The 15,872-nt window shown below is 69.5% G+C and carries 14 protein-coding genes; 9 read left to right on the top strand and 5 right to left on the bottom strand.

All coding sequences use genetic code 11. The features are described from left to right. Positions 1–148: 148 nt before the first annotated feature. The 5 genes from afsQ1 (at position 149) to ABT115_RS07125 (ending at position 3,953) form a co-directional block, all read left to right on the top strand. Entirely contained in the window at positions 149–826 is a 678-nt protein-coding gene (gene afsQ1, locus ABT115_RS07145) for a two-component system response regulator AfsQ1 (protein WP_351784922.1), read from the top strand. After that, complete coding sequence (locus ABT115_RS07140; protein WP_351784920.1) at positions 823–2,361, top strand: ATP-binding protein; 1,539 nt, start codon at positions 823–825, stop codon at positions 2,359–2,361. Before afsQ1 ends, ABT115_RS07140 begins: the two co-directional genes overlap by 4 nt. Continuing rightward, positions 2,361–2,972: a GerMN domain-containing protein gene (locus ABT115_RS07135; RefSeq protein ID WP_351784918.1), complete on the top strand. Its 612-nt coding sequence runs from the start codon at positions 2,361–2,363 to the stop codon at positions 2,970–2,972. The genes ABT115_RS07140 and ABT115_RS07135 overlap by 1 nt, the downstream gene beginning before the upstream one ends. A gap of 137 nt (positions 2,973–3,109) precedes the next feature. Further along, the gene (locus ABT115_RS07130) at positions 3,110–3,658 is read left to right on the top strand and encodes a VanZ family protein (protein WP_351784916.1); all 549 of its coding nucleotides are present in this window, start codon (positions 3,110–3,112) and stop codon (positions 3,656–3,658) included. 94 nt (positions 3,659–3,752) lie between these two features. After that, positions 3,753–3,953, top strand: a complete 201-nt coding sequence (locus tag ABT115_RS07125) for a PspC domain-containing protein (RefSeq protein ID WP_351784914.1) — start codon at positions 3,753–3,755, stop codon at positions 3,951–3,953. Positions 3,954–4,027: 74 nt separating this feature from the next. Here the strand turns inward: ABT115_RS07125 and ABT115_RS07120 are convergent, their stop codons facing one another. Then, on the bottom strand, positions 4,028–4,345 hold the full coding sequence (locus ABT115_RS07120; RefSeq protein ID WP_351784913.1) for a hypothetical protein: 318 nt from the start codon (positions 4,343–4,345) through the stop codon (positions 4,028–4,030). Positions 4,346–4,481: 136 nt separating this feature from the next. Then, the gene (locus ABT115_RS07115) at positions 4,482–5,636 is read right to left on the bottom strand and encodes an adenosine deaminase (protein ID WP_351784911.1); all 1,155 of its coding nucleotides are present in this window, start codon (positions 5,634–5,636) and stop codon (positions 4,482–4,484) included. A gap of 187 nt (positions 5,637–5,823) precedes the next feature. On the opposite strand from ABT115_RS07115, the gene ABT115_RS07110 reads away from it, so the two are divergent. After that, positions 5,824–6,501, top strand: coding sequence for an alpha/beta hydrolase family protein (locus ABT115_RS07110; protein ID WP_351785266.1), 678 nt, complete (start codon positions 5,824–5,826; stop codon positions 6,499–6,501). 320 nt (positions 6,502–6,821) lie between these two features. On the opposite strand, the gene ABT115_RS07105 is transcribed toward ABT115_RS07110, so the two are convergent. Continuing rightward, positions 6,822–7,775, bottom strand: coding sequence for a LysR family transcriptional regulator (locus ABT115_RS07105; RefSeq protein WP_351784909.1), 954 nt, complete (start codon positions 7,773–7,775; stop codon positions 6,822–6,824). A gap of 62 nt (positions 7,776–7,837) precedes the next feature. Here ABT115_RS07105 and ABT115_RS07100 point away from each other — a divergent pair, with 62 nt between their 5' ends. The 3 genes from ABT115_RS07100 to ABT115_RS07090 all read left to right on the top strand — a co-directional run bounded on the left by ABT115_RS07100 (position 7,838) and on the right by ABT115_RS07090 (position 13,768). Then, entirely contained in the window at positions 7,838–9,181 is a 1,344-nt protein-coding gene (locus ABT115_RS07100) for an MFS transporter (protein ID WP_351784907.1), read from the top strand. A 150-nt stretch (positions 9,182–9,331) separates the two neighbouring features. After that, positions 9,332–10,048 (top strand): L,D-transpeptidase family protein, encoded by a 717-nt coding sequence (locus ABT115_RS07095; RefSeq protein WP_351784905.1) that lies wholly within the window; start codon positions 9,332–9,334, stop codon positions 10,046–10,048. A 378-nt stretch (positions 10,049–10,426) separates the two neighbouring features. Continuing rightward, the gene (locus tag ABT115_RS07090; RefSeq protein ID WP_502969041.1) at positions 10,427–13,768 is read left to right on the top strand and encodes a S8 family peptidase; all 3,342 of its coding nucleotides are present in this window, start codon (positions 10,427–10,429) and stop codon (positions 13,766–13,768) included. A 123-nt stretch (positions 13,769–13,891) separates the two neighbouring features. Here the strand turns inward: ABT115_RS07090 and ABT115_RS07085 are convergent, their stop codons facing one another. Continuing rightward, positions 13,892–14,482, bottom strand: a complete 591-nt coding sequence (locus ABT115_RS07085; protein ID WP_351784903.1) for a Uma2 family endonuclease — start codon at positions 14,480–14,482, stop codon at positions 13,892–13,894. A gap of 103 nt (positions 14,483–14,585) precedes the next feature. Continuing rightward, positions 14,586–15,863 (bottom strand): thymidine phosphorylase, encoded by a 1,278-nt coding sequence (locus ABT115_RS07080; RefSeq protein ID WP_351784901.1) that lies wholly within the window; start codon positions 15,861–15,863, stop codon positions 14,586–14,588. Positions 15,864–15,872: the final 9 nt, after the last annotated feature.

The following is a 15,872-nucleotide window of genomic DNA, read 5'->3' as shown; positions in this document are numbered from 1 at the left end:
GAGCTTGCCGGGGCAGTTTCATCGCGCTGTCCGCCGACTGTCACAGCCTTGTCACAGGGCCTGCCGTTGGTGCGTCGCCGGGGTGCCTCATGTATGAGTCGGCACCAACTGTCGAACGTGGACACCACCATGGGTCAGAATGGGCGGTGTGCCTTTCCTGTTGCTGATCGAGGACGACGACGCCATCCGCACGGCCCTCGAACTCTCGCTGTCACGCCAGGGCCATCGTGTGGCCGCCGCGGCGACGGGAGAGGACGGCCTGAAACTGCTGCGTGAGCAGCGGCCGGATCTGATCGTGCTGGATGTGATGCTGCCCGGCATCGACGGTTTCGAGGTGTGCCGACGCATCCGGCGCACCGACCAGCTGCCGATCATTCTGCTGACCGCGCGCAGCGACGACATCGACGTCGTGGTCGGACTTGAGTCCGGTGCCGACGACTATGTGGTGAAGCCCGTGCAGGGCCGGGTGCTCGACGCCCGCATCCGGGCGGTGCTGCGCCGCGGTGAGCGCGAGTCCACCGACTCCGCGTCCTTCGGGAACGTGGTGATCGACCGCGCCGCGATGACCGTGACGAAGAACGGCGAGGATCTGCAGCTCACGCCGACCGAGCTGCGACTCCTGCTGGAGCTGAGCCGCCGGCCGGGCCAGGCCCTGTCGCGGCAGCAACTGCTGCGGCTGGTCTGGGAGCACGATTACCTCGGTGACTCCCGGCTCGTGGACGCCTGTGTGCAGCGGCTGCGCGCCAAGGTGGAGGACGTGCCGTCCTCGCCGACCCTGATCCGTACCGTTCGGGGTGTGGGCTACCGACTGGATTCGCCTCAGTGAGCGATGCCACAAAACGGAGCCTGCTCACCGGACTTCGCTGGACCAGTCTGCGGCTGCGTCTCCTCGTCGTCTTCGCGCTGGTGGCCCTGACCGCCGCGGTGTCCGCCTCGGGAATCGCGTACTGGCTGAACCGCGAGGCCGTACTGACACGTACCCAGGACTCCGCACTTGGGGACTTCCGTCAGGAGATGCAGAACCGGGCGGCCTCGCTGCCGCTGCGTCCCACCAAGGATGATCTGCAGAACGCCGCCGTGCAGATGGCGAGCAGCTCGCCCGGCTACAGCGTGCTGCTGGTCGACGAGCGCGACGCCGGCAAGCCGATCGTCGGCAACTCCGATCTGGACACCTTCACGCTCGACAACGTGCCGCTGTCGTTGCAGAAGGCGGTCAACGAGAAGCAGCCGGTGAAGGCGGGCAACAAGTACGAGTACCACTTGTTCTGGCAGCGGGTCAGCATCCGCGGTACGCCGTATCTGGTGGGCGGTACGAAGATCATCGGAGGTGGCCCGACCGGCTACATGCTGAAGTCGCTCGACCAGGAGCGGCAGGATCTGAACTCCCTCGCCTGGTCGCTGGGGATCGCCACCGCGCTCGCACTGATCGGCTCGGCGCTGCTCGCACAGGCCGCCGCGACGACTGTGCTGCGGCCCGTTCAGCGGCTCGGTGACGCCGCGCGCAAGCTCGGCGAGGGCAAGCTCGACACCCGGCTCGTGGTGTCCGGCACCGATGAACTCGCCGATCTCTCCCGTACGTTCAACAGGACCGCGAGTTCGCTGGAGAAGAAGGTCGCGGACATGAGCGCGCGGGACGAGGCGAGCCGGCGGTTCGTTGCCGACATGTCCCACGAACTGCGCACCCCGCTCACCGCGTTGACCGCCGTCACCGAGGTACTGGAGGACGAGGCGGACAGCCTGGACCCGATGATCGCGCCCGCGGTGCATCTGGTGGTGAGCGAGACCCGGCGTCTCAACGACCTGGTCGAAAACCTGATGGAGGTCACCCGCTTCGACGCGGGTACGGCCCGGCTCGTCCTCGACACGGTCGATGTCGCCGACCAGGTCACCGCCTGCATCGACGCCCGCGCCTGGCTGGACGCGGTTCATCTGGACGCCGAGCGCGGCACGATGGCCCGCCTCGACCCGCGTCGGCTCGATGTGATCCTGGCGAATCTGATCGGCAACGCGCTCAAGCACGGCGGTTCGCCGGTACGGGTCTCGGTGAGGACCGAGGGCGACGAACTCGTCATCGAGGTCCGCGACCACGGCCCCGGTATCCCGGGGGACGTCCTGCCGCATGTCTTCGACCGGTTCTACAAGGCCAGCGCCTCCCGCCCGCGCTCCGAGGGCAGTGGTCTCGGTCTGTCGATCGCCATGGAGAACGCACACATCCACGGCGGTGACATCACGGCCACGAACTCGCCGGACGGCGACGGCGCGGTGTTCGTACTGCGGCTGCCGCGTGACGCCGAGCCGCTCACCCGTTCCGCCGGGGATCACGAAGCGGGGGTCCAGGACGAGGAGGGCGACGCGACGTGATGAGCAGCAACCGCCGGGGACGCCGCTCGGCCGCGGCGCTGGCCGGTGCCGTGGTCACGGCCGTGCTGGCCGCGGGCTGCGGGATCAGGACCACCACCGTGCCGGTGGACGCCGGGGCCGCACCGTCCCAGGTGCCGTGCTCGATGTCCGCGGAGAACGGCGCCACCCAGGCCCTCCCCGTACAGATCTATCTGGTCTGCTCCTCGCAACTGGTCGCGGTGGACCGTACGGTGCACGTCGGCGATACGAAGTCGGACCGGGTCCGGATCGCACAGGCGCTCCTGGACGAGCTGGAGCAGAAGCCGCCCGCCGATGCGCGGCAGGCCGGGTTCTCCACGGCCGTCCCGGCGGACTTGCGGATCCGCGCGGCCCGCAGCGGCGACCGGCAGGGCACGCTGCGGCTCAGCAAGCAGCCGGAGGACCTGCCGGCCGAGGCTCTGGCACAGATCGTGTGCACGTACGCGGAGAGTGAGACGCTCGCCCCGGACGGCACGGTGGTGCTGGGCGGGCCGGGGAACTACGCGCCGCGTGGGTATATATGCACCTCGGAGACGAAGGCCAGGCCGAAGGCGGCACAGATGCTGGGGACGGGTACGGCGACGGGGGCCTGAGAGGCTGTCGGGTGACCTCTGATCGGACGGCCGGGCTTTGGTGTCGTCCCGGCTGGATTCGCTGACGTCCCGGCTGAGATCCGGGGTTCGTCGGGCCGGGCGGAACCGATCCTGCCGCCCGGCGCGTCTTGGGGTGCGTGCGTCAAGGTTCGGACAGTCAAGGTGTCATCCGCTTCCGCGCGACCGGGGGCTTGCTCCTCCTCGCGCATCTGCTGCTTGTCGGGTGGCTGACGTTGCGCCCGCTCGATGTGCCGTGGACGACCGCCTCGAATCTTCAACCGTTCGCCGGTATCAGAGCAGATCTTTCCCTCGGCCCGGTCGAGGCCGCTCGCCGGATCGGTGAAAGGCTGCTGCTGCTCGCCCCGCTCGGCGTGCTGCTGCCGATGGCCGGGGGCCGGCTGTTCGTCTCCCCGTGGGCCTCGCTGGCCCGTACCGTCGCGGCGGGGGCGCTGATCTCGCTGGCCATCGAACTGGCGCAGACCGGGGTGCCGGGGCAGGTCCTCGACGTCGACTCGCTGCTGCTGAACACCACCGGTGTGGCACTCGCCCATCTGCTGGTCGTGCCGATGTGCCGGGCGCGGCTGCGCCGCAGGAAGCAGCAGCGGGTCAGGGTGCCACCCCGCCCCAGGGACGAGGCCGCTCAGGGGTCGACCCCGACGATTCCCAGGGTCGGTATCGCACCGTAGAGCGACGCTTTGCCCCCGTTCGCCGGGCGAGCATGGATGCATCGGGAGCACGACCCAGCTGCTCCCTCAGCAACGGTTCGCGAAGGAGCCCACCATGGCAGCACTTGCCCGCCCTCGTGACGGACGCATGATCGGCGGAGTGTGCGCAGCGCTGGCAAGGCGCTTCGGCACCTCCGCGGGAACCATGCGCATCATCTTCCTGGTCTCCTGTCTGCTGCCGGGGCCGCAATTCCTGCTCTACCTCGCACTGTGGGCGCTGTTCCCGTCCGAGAAGACGTCGGCCGCCGCCTGGTGACCCGCGTACGAAACACATGCCTGTGGGGCGGACACCCGGTTCGGGTGTCCGCCCCACAGGCGTGTGTACGGGGATCAGCCGCCGAGCGGGAGACCGTTGGCGGACAGGCCGCTGGTGTTCACGCCGCCCGCGGGCAGACCGCCGATCAGGCCCTTTACCGGGGCGGTGGCGTCACCGGCAAGCTTCTGCTGGCCGGTGCCGACGAGCTTGGCGGGCGTTTCCTGGACCGGCAGGGAACGGGTCGCGGTCCCCAGCGCCGAGCCGGCGGCCGGCAGGGCGGTGGCCGCGGCGTCGGCCGGCAGCACGGCGGCGGATGCGGTCCCCGCGGCGGCAGCGGCGAAAGCGGCACCGAGGGCGGCGACGCCGAGAGTCCTGACAGCAGACTGCTTCATGTGAAATTCATCCTTGGGAAGGGGGATGTGAGCGGCTCCGAAACGTAGTCAGCCCACTGCCCGTCCCGCAAATATGCCGACACACGGAAAACGGCCGGGATTTCGCTGTCCCGGCCGTTGTCCGAAGAGGTGCGGATCAGCCCGCGGAAGAGGAAGGCACGCTGGTCGCAGCCGTCTGCTCGAAGAGCCACTCGGACTTCAGCTCGGCGTATCCGGGCTTGATCACGTCATTGATCATCGCCAGGCGTTCGTCAAAAGGAATGAATGCCGACTTCATCGCATTGACGGTGAACCACTGCATGTCGTCGAGCGTGTATCCGAAAGTCTCGGTCAGCTTCTCGAATTCGTGACTCATGCTCGTACCGCTCATCAGCCGGTTGTCCGTGTTTACGGTGGCTCGGAAATGCAGCTTCCGCAGCAGCCCGATGGGGTGCTCGGCGTACGAGGCTGCGGCGCCGGTCTGGAGGTTGGAGGTCGGGCACAGCTCCAGCGGGATGCGCTTGTCCCGTACGTAGGAGGCGAGGCGGCCGAGCTTCACACCGCCGTCCTCGGCGATCTCGATGTCGTCGATGATGCGGACGCCGTGACCGAGCCGGTCGGCGCCGCACCACTGGAGGGCCTGCCAGATGGACGGCAGGCCGAAGGCCTCGCCCGCGTGGATGGTGAAGTGGTTGTTCTCGCGCTTGAGGTACTCGAAGGCGTCGAGGTGCCGGGTGGGCGGGAAGCCCGCCTCCGCGCCCGCGATGTCGAAGCCGGCGACGCCCTGGTCGCGGTAGCGGTTGGCGAGCTCGGCGATCTCCAGGGAGCGGGCGGCGTGCCGCATCGCGGTGAGGAGGGCGCCCACACGGATGCGGTTACCGTCCCGGCGGGCCCGCCGCTCGCCCTTGCGGAAGCCCTCGTTGACCGCCTCGACGACCTCTTCGAGGGTCAGCCCGGCTTCCAGGTGCTGCTCGGGGGCGTACCGCACCTCGGCATACACGACACCGTCCGCGGCCAGATCCTCGGCGCATTCGGCGGCCACCCGGACCAGTGCGTCGCGGGTCTGCATGACGGCGCAGGTGTGGGCGAACGTCTCCAGGTAGCGCTCCAGCGATCCGGAGTCGGCCGCCTCGCGGAACCAGATGCCGAGCTTGTCGGGCTCGGTCTCGGGAAGTGCGTCGTAACCGCTCGCGACGGCGAGGTCGACGATCGTTCCCGGGCGCAGACCGCCGTCGAGATGGTCGTGGAGAAGGACCTTGGGGGCGCGCCGGATCTGATCCTGGCCGGGCACATGGAGGGTCGGGCTCATCATCTGGGCACTCTAACGCCTACGCGCGTAGATTGTCGCTCGCCGATGCGTAACAGTGACCGCGAATACGGGTGGAGTACACCTGTCTTTCTGACACTGTTCTGTCGTGACACAGCGCGCACTCCCCCTGCCTGCTGCGAGGCTGGGACGGGCCGTCAGGACGGCCGGAACACCAACTGCGGTCAGCGGCGTGGTTCTGCTGCTCCCGGACGGCGAGGCCGACTCGCACCGCCGCCCCTCCCCACTCTCGTACGCCCTCCAGCTGCCGCTGGCCCACACCCTGGCCCGCGCCGGCCAGAAGGACGGGCTCGCCGTGCATGTCGTGCGCTACCGCTGCCGCGGCTGGAACGCGACCGACGCACAGCTCGCGGCGGACGCCGAATGGGCGGTGGACGAGGTCGTACGACGCTACGGCGACGTCCCCGTCTGCCTCGTCGGTCACGGCATGGGCGGCCGGGCCGCACTTCGGGCGGGTGGCCATGATGCGGTCAACTCCGTGCTGGCGATGGCCCCTTGGCTACCCGGGAACGCGGCGGACGAACCGGAGCCGGTGAAACATCTGCTCGGCCGTCAGGTGCTGCTCGTCCACGGCACGAACGATGCCCGCACCGACCCCGAACTCTCCTTCCGCCTGGCCGAACGCGCCAAGAAGGCCAACCGCGACACCTGCCGTTTCGAGGTTCACTCGGACGGTCACGGACTGCGCCAGCACCGGGCCGAAGTGGCGGCCCTGGTCACGGACTTCGTCCGCGGCTCACTCTTCGGCCGGGCATACGCGCGCCCGGTCGCCGACGCCCTGGCGGCGCCACCGCCACTGGGGTTGCGGATGCCGCTGGCCGCGGGGTTCGGGAAGTCGTTGCGGGGCTGAAGAAAGGGCCGGCGATGCCGCTCGAAGAACCGGGAACAGGTGTAGGACGTCCTGCGACAGAGAAGGCTCTGTCGCGGCGTCGCCTGCCGTTGGCCGCGCCCGGGCAAGAGGAAGTAGGTACTACCGAATGTCCTTCGAGCAGTCCGGCCCGTCCCGTCGTGCTTCGCTGTCAGCAGCAGCTCTACTGCCGCTGACGGGGTGCGACGCAGGTGACTGCTCAGCCGCCGCGCCGCCCCCGGCGCCGGGGCGCCGCAGGTGCCGCAGGTGCCGCAGGTGGAGGGCGCGTACGGCACCCAGGCCTTCTCACCGCCCCGCCCCGCTCAGTCCGGCAGCAAGTTGCCCCGCCGCGACAGCAGGAAGCGCTTGAAGGCGGCCACCGGCGGGGTGTCCGGGTGGCCGTCCAGCCAGGCGACACCGATCTCGCGGGCCGCCCTCGGGGCCGTGACAGTGAGTTCGACGACGCCGGGGCGGGCCACCGCGGGCGGTGGCAGCAGGGCCACGCCGAGCCCGGCCGCTACCAGGCCGCGCAGGGTCTCCGCTTCCTCACCCTCGAAGGCGACGCGTGGCTTGAAGCCCGCCTCCGCGCACAGGTCATCGGTGATCCGCCGCAGGCCGTACCCGGGTTCGAGGGTGACGAACCTTTCGTCGGCGGCCTCCGCCAGGCGGATGCGGCGGCGCGAGGCGAGGCGGTGGTCCTCGGGGACGACGAGGCGCAGCCGCTGTTCGTCGAGGCGGCGGGCGACCAGATCGGGGGCGTCCGGGACGGGTGAGGTGAGGCAGAGGTCGAGGCCGCCGGACCGGAGGCGTTCGATCATCGCCTCGCCGTAGTTCTGCACGAGCTGGAAGCGGACCCGGGGGTGGTCGACGCGGAAGGCTCGGATCAGGGAGGGCACGGTCTCGGATCCCATGGTGTGCAGAAAGCCGAAGGCGACCTTGCCGGTGGCCGGGTCGGCGTCGGCCCGTACCGAGTCGGCGGCCTTCTCGACCTCGGCGAGGGCCCGCTCGGCGGAGCCCAGGAAGGTGCGGCCCGCGGGGGTGAGGGAGACGGTTCGGCCCTTGCGGGCGAACAGGGCGACTCCCAGGTCCTGTTCCAGCCTGACCATCGCCCGCGAGAGCGTCGACTGCGGGATGCCGAGCTCGTGCGCGGCGCGGGTGACGTGTTCGTGGCGGGCCACCGCCTCGAAGTGGGCCAGCCGCGGTGCGAGGACTGCGCGAATGTCTTCTTCGTAACTACTGGGTGACAGCCGGGACTGTGAGCTGCGTTCATGCGCCATAGGAACGATTATGAGGAATTCATGCATTGGACGCATGAAACCGGGGCTTTTACCTTTGCATCATGCCTCCTGCCAGTACCGGGGCGTCCACCCTCACCGTGGCCGCCTCGCCCCAGCCGTCCCCCGCCACCGCAGACGCCACCGCAGACGCTGGCGCTGTCGCCACCGCAGACGCCGCCGCGCCGGACCGTCTCGAACCGGGCCGCCCCGGCTACCGCCGGATGAGCTTCGCGCTCTTCGCCGCCGGTGTCGCGACCTTCGCTCTCCTCTACTCCACCCAGGCCCTGCTGCCCGCCATCTCCGCCTCCCTCGGCGCCACGGCCGGACAGGCCAGCTGGACGGTCTCCGCCGCGACGGGCGCACTGGCACTGTGCGTGCTGCCCATGAGCGCGCTCTCCGAGCGGTTCGGGCGGCGGCAGATGATGACCGCTTCGCTGACGGTCGCCGTACTGGTCGGGCTGCTCGTGCCGTTCGCGCCCTCGCTGGGCTGGCTGATCGCGCTGCGCGCCGTCCAGGGCGCGGCGCTGGCCGGACTGCCCGCCTCCGCGATGGCGTATCTGGCCGAGGAGGTACGGCCGAAGGCGCTGGTCGCCGCCATCGGACTGTTCGTGGCGGGAAACAGCATCGGCGGCATGAGCGGCCGTATCCTCACCGGCTGGGTCGCCCAGCTGTGGGGCTGGCGGGCGGCGCTCGGCGCGGTCGGGCTGCTGGCGGTGGCCTGCGCGGTCGTCTTCCACTTCATGATCCCCAAGGCCCGGCACTTCACCCCTGGTTCGCTGAACCCGAAGGCCCTCGCGAAGACCGTGGGCGGGCACCTCGCCGATCCGCTGCTGCGCAGGCTGTACGCGATCGGCGCGCTGTTCATGACGGTGTTCGGCGCGGTCTACACCTTGATCGGCTATCGCCTGGTGGAGGCGCCGTTCAACCTCCCGCAGGGGGTCATCGGCTCGATCTTCCTGGTCTATCTCGTCGGTACGGTCTCCTCCGCCGCGGCCGGCAAGCTGGTCGCCCGGCTCGGCCGACGGGGTGCGCTGTACCTGGCCGTCTCCACCACGGCCGCCGGTCTGCTGATCTCGCTCGCCGACCAGCTGGCCGCCGTACTCCTCGGCCTGGTCCTGATCACGGCCGGCTTCTTCGCCGGGCACGCGGTCGCCTCCTCGTCCGTGAGCCGTACGGCGACGAAGGGCCGCGCCCAGGCGTCGGCGCTCTACCAGTCCGCGTACTACCTGGGCTCCAGCGCGGGCGGCACGCTCGGCGCGGTCGCCTTCCACGCGGGAGGCTGGGCCGGGACCGTAGCGCTGGGGCTGCTCGCGGTCCTCGGCGTCGTATCGATCACGCTGTACGGCTCGCGGGCCGCACGCGCCGAGCGGCGCCGGCTCGTGCCGGTGGCGTCCGTACAGAACTAGGCAGGCGTCCGTACAGAACTAGGCAGGCGTTCGTACAGAACTAGCAGGCGTCCGTACAGAACTGAGACATACGACGCACAACCATCCACTCCCCGACGCGCGTCTAGCAGCCGGAAGCACCTCACGGCGCGCGAAGGGGAGTTGGCGTACATGAGAGTCGCAGGGAAATCACGGGGGATCCGGACGCGGCGCGCATTCGCGCTGTCCGTCGCCGGTCTGATGGCGGCGCCCGCCCTCGTCCTGGGCACCGGCGGATCGGCGCAGGCGGCGTCCTGCACGACGTCCACCGGGCCGTACCAGAAGCAGGCCGAGAAGTATCTGCACCGGCCGGTCGACGGCAAGCAGTCGGCAGCCGACTGCAAGGCGATCCAGTCGTTCCAGCGCACCTACGGGGTCACCCCGGACATCGGTTACGCGGGGCCGGTCACCTGGCGAACGATGAAGACGCTCACGGCCCAGAAGGCCGCCGGAAAGAACCCGAACAAGGACAAGAAGTGCCCCACCAACAAGGGGCGCATCGCATGTGTGGACCTGACCCGGCAGCTGAGCTGGATCCAGGACGGCAGCAAGCTGAAGTTCGGACCCGTCCCAGTACGGACCGGGCGGAACGGGTACGAGACCCGCACCGGGCTGTCGAAGATCTACCTGCGGCACATCAACCACTGGTCGACGATCTACCACGTACAGATGCCGTACTCCCAGTTCTTCGACGGCGGGCAGGCGTTCCACTCGGTGGGCGTGAAGATGTGGAACCCGCCTGGGTCGCACGGCTGCGTGAACATGCGGCCCGCCGACGCGAAGGCGTACTGGAACCTGCTGAAGAACGGCGATGACGTGTACGTGTACGGACGCAAGCCCGGGACGTGAGGTGAATGAGTGCCGCTTCGGCACTTCCCGTCGAGCGCGGGGGCGTGCGGTGGCTGAAAATCGTCGCTGCCCGCTTCCGCGTTTTCCCGGCGCCCCGGCCCGGTGCCCGGCCCTGCACATGCCCCGCACCCCGCCCAGCGGCTGCCCCCGCCGGTCTCGCCCCGACCGGCGCGCGCGCCCGGCGCTCGTCCCTCCGGGCCGTCCGGAACCGATCAACTTCCGTCAACTCGCGTCTCGAGCAAGGTTTCTGTGAACCCTCTCGATCAATTCCCCCTCTAGGTACGTGAACCGGTCGGCACCGGTGACCCATTCGGTGCCGACTGACCAGCGGCCCCTCAGGTGCCGCCTGATTCTCCAGGGGGAGAGTTGCGCAAACACGTGAGAAACGCGTGTGTATCGACCATCGCCACGGCGGCCGCCGTGGCGCTCGCAGCCGGGATGACCAGCCCGGCGATGGCCCAGCCCGACGTCGCCGGAGCGGCGGGTGCCGAGCCCGTGGCCCAGCACCAGCTGACACTCATCACCGGCGACCGCGTCTCGGTGGACGCCAAGGGCCGGGTGCTGAACTTCCAGCCGGCCAAGGGCCGCGAACACATACCCGTGCAGCGGCAGATACGCGACGGGCACACCTTGCTCGTCCCGGCCGACGCACAGCGGCTGATCAGCTCCGGAAAGCTGGACCGCCGGCTGTTCGATGTCACCGAGCTGAACCGTGCGGAGAACCGCCGGGCCCAGAAGGCGGGCCTGAAGCTGATTGTCGCCTACCGGGGTGCCCAGGCGGCGGCCTCGAAGGCGGAGGTCCGTGACGCGGGCGCCACTCGGGTCGACCGGACCCTGAAGACGCTGAACGCCGAGTCGGTGACCACGCCGGTGGACGACGCCCAGGAGATCTGGCAGGCACTCACCAGCAAGCCCACGCAGGGCGCCCAGCGCACCATGGCCGCCGGGATCGACCGGGTCTGGCTGGACGGCGTACGCAAGGCGAGCCTCGACAAGAGCGTCCCGCAGATCGGCACCCCGGCCGCCTGGAAGGCGGGCTACACCGGCAAGGGCGTCAAGATCGCGGTCCTGGACACCGGTGTGGACGACACCCACCCGGACCTCAAGGGCCAGGTCCTGGAGGCGAAGGACTTCTCCGCCTCCTCCGACACCAAGGACCGGTTCGGCCACGGCACCCACGTGGCATCGATCGCCGCCGGTACGGGCACCCAGTCCGGCGGGAAGTTCAAGGGCGTGGCCCCGGACGCCAAGCTGATCTCGGGCAAGGTGCTCGACGACAACGGCTTCGGCGACGACTCCGGCATCCTGGCGGGCATGGAGTGGGCGGTCGCGCAAGGTGCGGACGTCATCAACCTGAGCCTCGGCGGTGCCGACACCCCCGAGATCGACCCGCTCGAAGCGGCGGTCAACAAGCTTTCGGCCGACAACGGCGTCCTGTTCGCCATCGCAGCGGGCAACGAGGGCGACGACGCCGGCACGGTCGGCTCCCCGGGCAGCGCGGATGCCGCGCTGACCGTCGGCGCGGTCGACGACAACGACAAGCTGGCCGACTTCTCCAGCCGCGGCCCGCGCATCGGCGACGGCGCGATCAAGCCCGATGTCACCGCCCCCGGCGTGGACATCACAGCGGCGGCGGCACCCGGCTCCGTCATCGACCAGGAGGTCGGACAGAACCCGCCGGGCTACCTGACGATCTCCGGTACGTCGATGGCGACCCCGCACGTCGCGGGCGCCGCGGCGCTCCTCAAGCAGCAGCACCCGGACTGGAAGTACGCCGAGCTCAAGGGCGCGCTCACGGCCTCGACGAAGCCGGGCGCGTACACCCCGTTCCAGCAGGGTTCGGGCCGGATCGCGGTCGACCAGGCGATCGCCCAGACCGTCGTCGCCGACCCGGTCTCGGTGAGCTTCGGTGTGCAGCAGTGGCCGCACACCGATGACACCCCGGTCAGCAAGAAGCTGACGTACCGCAACCTCGGTGCGACGGACGTCACCCTCGACCTTGCGGTCACGGCCACCGGTCCAACGGGCAAGCCTGCCCCGGCCGGCTTCTTCACCCTCGGCTCCGACAAGGTGACCGTCCCCGCGGGCGGCACCGCCGACGTGCCGCTGACCGTGAACACCAAGCTCGGCGGCACGGCCGACGGCTCCTACTCCGCGTACGTCGTCGGAACCGGCGGCGGCCAGACGGTCCGCACCGCGGCCGCGGTCGAGCGCGAGATCGAGTCGTACGACCTCACGATCAAGACCATCGGACGTGACGGCAAGCCCGCCAAGTTCCACGAGTCCCAGCTCTACGGCCTCTCCGGCATGGCGAGCGGCGTGTGGTTGGCCCCGACGGCCACCGACGGAACGGCAAAGGTCCGTGTTCCCAAGGGCGGTTACACGCTGAACTCGGCCGTCTACGTCGACCCGGAGAACTACACCAAGGGCACCGACTGGCTCGCTCAGCCGAAACTGGACGTCACCAAGAACGTCACCGTGACGTTCGACGCGCGCAAGACGAAGCCGGTGCAGTTCACCCTGCCGACCACGGACACAAAGGCCCAACTGGCCAGTACCGAGCTCAAGTTCGACAGTAAGGACGGCGGCTACGGCTACGGCTACGGCTGGATCCTTAACTCGTTCCAGGGGTTCCGCACCGCGCACGTCGGCCCGAAGGTGACCGACGGCACGCTCTCCCAGAGCTGGATCGGCAACTGGACCAAGGGTTCCTCGACCCGGTACGACGTCGCGGTCGGCGGTCCGGTGAGCCAGGTGGCGACCGGTTACAGCCGGAAGTTCACCACCGGCCAGATGGCCAAGGTCAATACCTCTCTCGGCGCATCCGTCAAGGGCAAGACCGGCGAGATCGCTGTATGGGGCTCACTTCCCGGTGCGGACAGCAGCTGGAGCTCCTGGTCCAGTCAGAAGCTCCCCGGGATCAACACCGCCTATGTCTCCACCGCCGACAAGGTGAAGTGGGGCATCGACTTCAGCCAGGACGGCGGAGTCGACGAGGACGGCTTCCCGATCTCCGAGGCGCAGTACTCCCTCGGTGCCCCGCAGACCTTCAAGGCGGGCAAGACCTACACGAAGAAGATCAACACCGCGGTGTTCGGTCCCGCGCTCGGTTCCGACTACGGGATCTTCCGCGACGGCAACGACATCGTCGGGTCGCTGCCGCTGGTGGCTGACGGAAGCGGCAACGCCGGCTCCTCCACGTACAGTTCGGTCAAGACCGTCCTGTACCGCAATGGCGTCAAGCTCGCCCAGAACGCGGACCCGCTGGAGGGCTGGACCCCGTTCGCCGTGCCGTCCGGTGCCGCCGACTACAAGCTGACGACCTCGGCGCAGCGCAGCTCCAAGCTCTCGGCCGTCTCCACCCGGGTCGACGCCAGCTGGACCTTCCGGTCCAAGAAGACCGCCAACCAGACCATGTTGCCGGTCTCGACTGTCCGCTTCACGCCCAATGTGACGCTGGACGGCAAGGTGACGGCGGGCAAGACCGCTTCGGTGCCGGTGACGGTGCAGGGTGCGGCCGCCGGAAAGAACCTCAAGTCGCTGACGGTGTACGTCAGTTACGACTCCGGTAAGACCTGGAAGAAGTCCACGGTCAAGTCCGGCAAGCTCTCCGTGAAGAACCCGGCCAAGGGCAAGTCCATCTCCTACAAGGCCGATGTCACGGACAAGCAGGGCAACAAGTCGTCGGTGTCGATCTACAACGCGTACTTCGGCAAGTAGGCGATCACCGGTGAGCCGCTGATCCAGCGGGCGCACCGGCCGCACGCGAGCGGCCCGCCGGGACTGAGGAATCCGTCCCGGCGGGCCGCTCGCGCACGCCTGGGACCGGCGCGGTGCTGCTTCTCAGCTCACCGGAAAGGCTCCGGTGTCCAGTACCAGCGCGAACGGCTCCGGAAGCGTCAGCTTCTCCCCGTACTCGACCGCGTCCAGAATCCGGTACGTGCCCTCGGCGGGCTCCCCGTACAAGGTGGCGGTGGGGCGGCCGGAGTGCCAGGGGTCGAGGAGCAGGAAGAGCGCAACGCCGGCCTTCGCGTATCCGTGTGCCTTGCCGATGCGGTCGTGGTTGGCGTTGGCCTGCGAGGTGATCTCGACGACGAGTCGGGCCTCTTCCGCCGGTACGCGGTTGCCCGGCCCGGTCGCCACGGCACGCGGCACGACCACGAGATCGGGGATGTAGAGCCCGGCCCGGCCCGGCACGGCGACGCCGAGGGTCTGGAAGATCTCCCAGTCCTCCGGGATCACGGTGTAGAGCCTGCGCTGCAGCAGAGCCGCAGTGAGACTGTGGTCCTTGGACGGCGGTAGCGACACGGTGACGATCCCCTTGATGATCTCCACCTTGCAGCCCTCGGGTGCGTCCGTCTCCTCCCAGATCCGGACGAGGTCGTCCCAGTCCTGGCCGTGGCCCGGCACGGGGTCGACGGTGAGTGCGCTCATGGCGGTCTCCTCTATCGGTGCGTCACCGAGTCCAACATGCCGAACGGGACCGGCGGCAGTCCACCGGTCCCGTTCACCCGTACGAGTAACGGCCTGGTGCAGGTCAGGCGATACGTTCCCGCACCACGGGGGTGGCCGTGAAGTCCGTACCGGCCGGGGCGATGTCGTACGAGGAGGGCAGGGCCTTCAGCGCGTAGTCGAACTTCTCGGGCGTGTCGGTGTGCAGGGTCAGCAGAGGCTGTCCGGCCGTGACCGTGTCGCCGGGCTTGGCGTGCAGCTCGACTCCCGCGCCCGCCTGCACCGGGTCCTCCTTGCGGGCCCGGCCCGCACCGAGGCGCCAGGCCGCGACGCCGATGTCGTACGCGTCCAGGCGGGTCAGTACGCCGGTGGACGGGGCCGTCACGACGTGCTGCTCGCGGGCGACCGGGAGCGTGGCGTCGGGGTCGCCGCCCTGGGCGGAGATCATCCGGCGCCACACATCCATCGCGGAGCCGTCGGCGAGGGCCTTCTCCGGGTCGGCGTCCTTGAGGCCCGCCGCGTCGAGCATCTCGCGGGCGAGGGCCAGGGTGAGGTCGACGACGTCCTTCGGACCGCCGCAGGCGAGCACCTCGACCGACTCGCGTACCTCCAGGGCGTTGCCCGCGGTCAGGCCGAGCGGGGTGGCCATGTCGGTGAGCAGCGCGACCGTCCGCACTCCGCTGTCGGTGCCCAGCGCGACCATGGTGGAGGCCAGTTCGCGGGCGTCCTCGATGGTCTTCATAAAGGCGCCCGAGCCGACCTTGACGTCCAGGACGAGCGCGCCGGTGCCCTCCGCGATCTTCTTGGACATGATCGAGCTGGCGATCAGCGGGATGGCCTCGACGGTGCCGGTGACATCGCGCAGCGCGTACAACTTCTTGTCGGCGGGGGCGAGCCCGTCACCGGCCGCGCAGATCACCGCGCCGGTGGTGTCCAGGACGTCCAGCATCTCCGCGTTGGAGAGGTGGGCGCGCCAGCCGGGGATGGACTCCAGCTTGTCGAGGGTGCCGCCGGTGTGGCCGAGGCCCCGGCCGCTGAGCTGCGGTACGGCGGCGCCGCACGCGGCGACCAGCGGGGCGAGCGGCAGGGTGATCTTGTCGCCGACGCCGCCGGTGGAGTGTTTGTCGGTGGTGGGCCGGGAGAGCGACGCGAAGTCCATGCGTTCGCCGGAGGCGATCATCGCGGCGGTCCAGCGGGCGATCTCCGCACGGTTCATGCCGTTCAGCAGGATCGCCATGGCCAGCGCGGACATCTGCTCGTCGGCGACCTCGCCGCGGGTGTAGGCGTCGATGACCCAGTCGATCTGCTCGGGGGTCAGCTCGCCTCGGTCCCGCTTGGTGCGGATGACGGAGATGGCGTCCATGTCCTGGGA

It is taken from the genome of Streptomyces sp. NPDC001832, assembly GCF_040297265.1.
GTDB lineage: Bacteria > Actinomycetota > Actinomycetes > Streptomycetales > Streptomycetaceae > Streptomyces.
The sequence above is the reverse complement of the archived record's forward strand: the minus strand, read 5'-3'. Positions and strand labels throughout refer to the sequence as shown.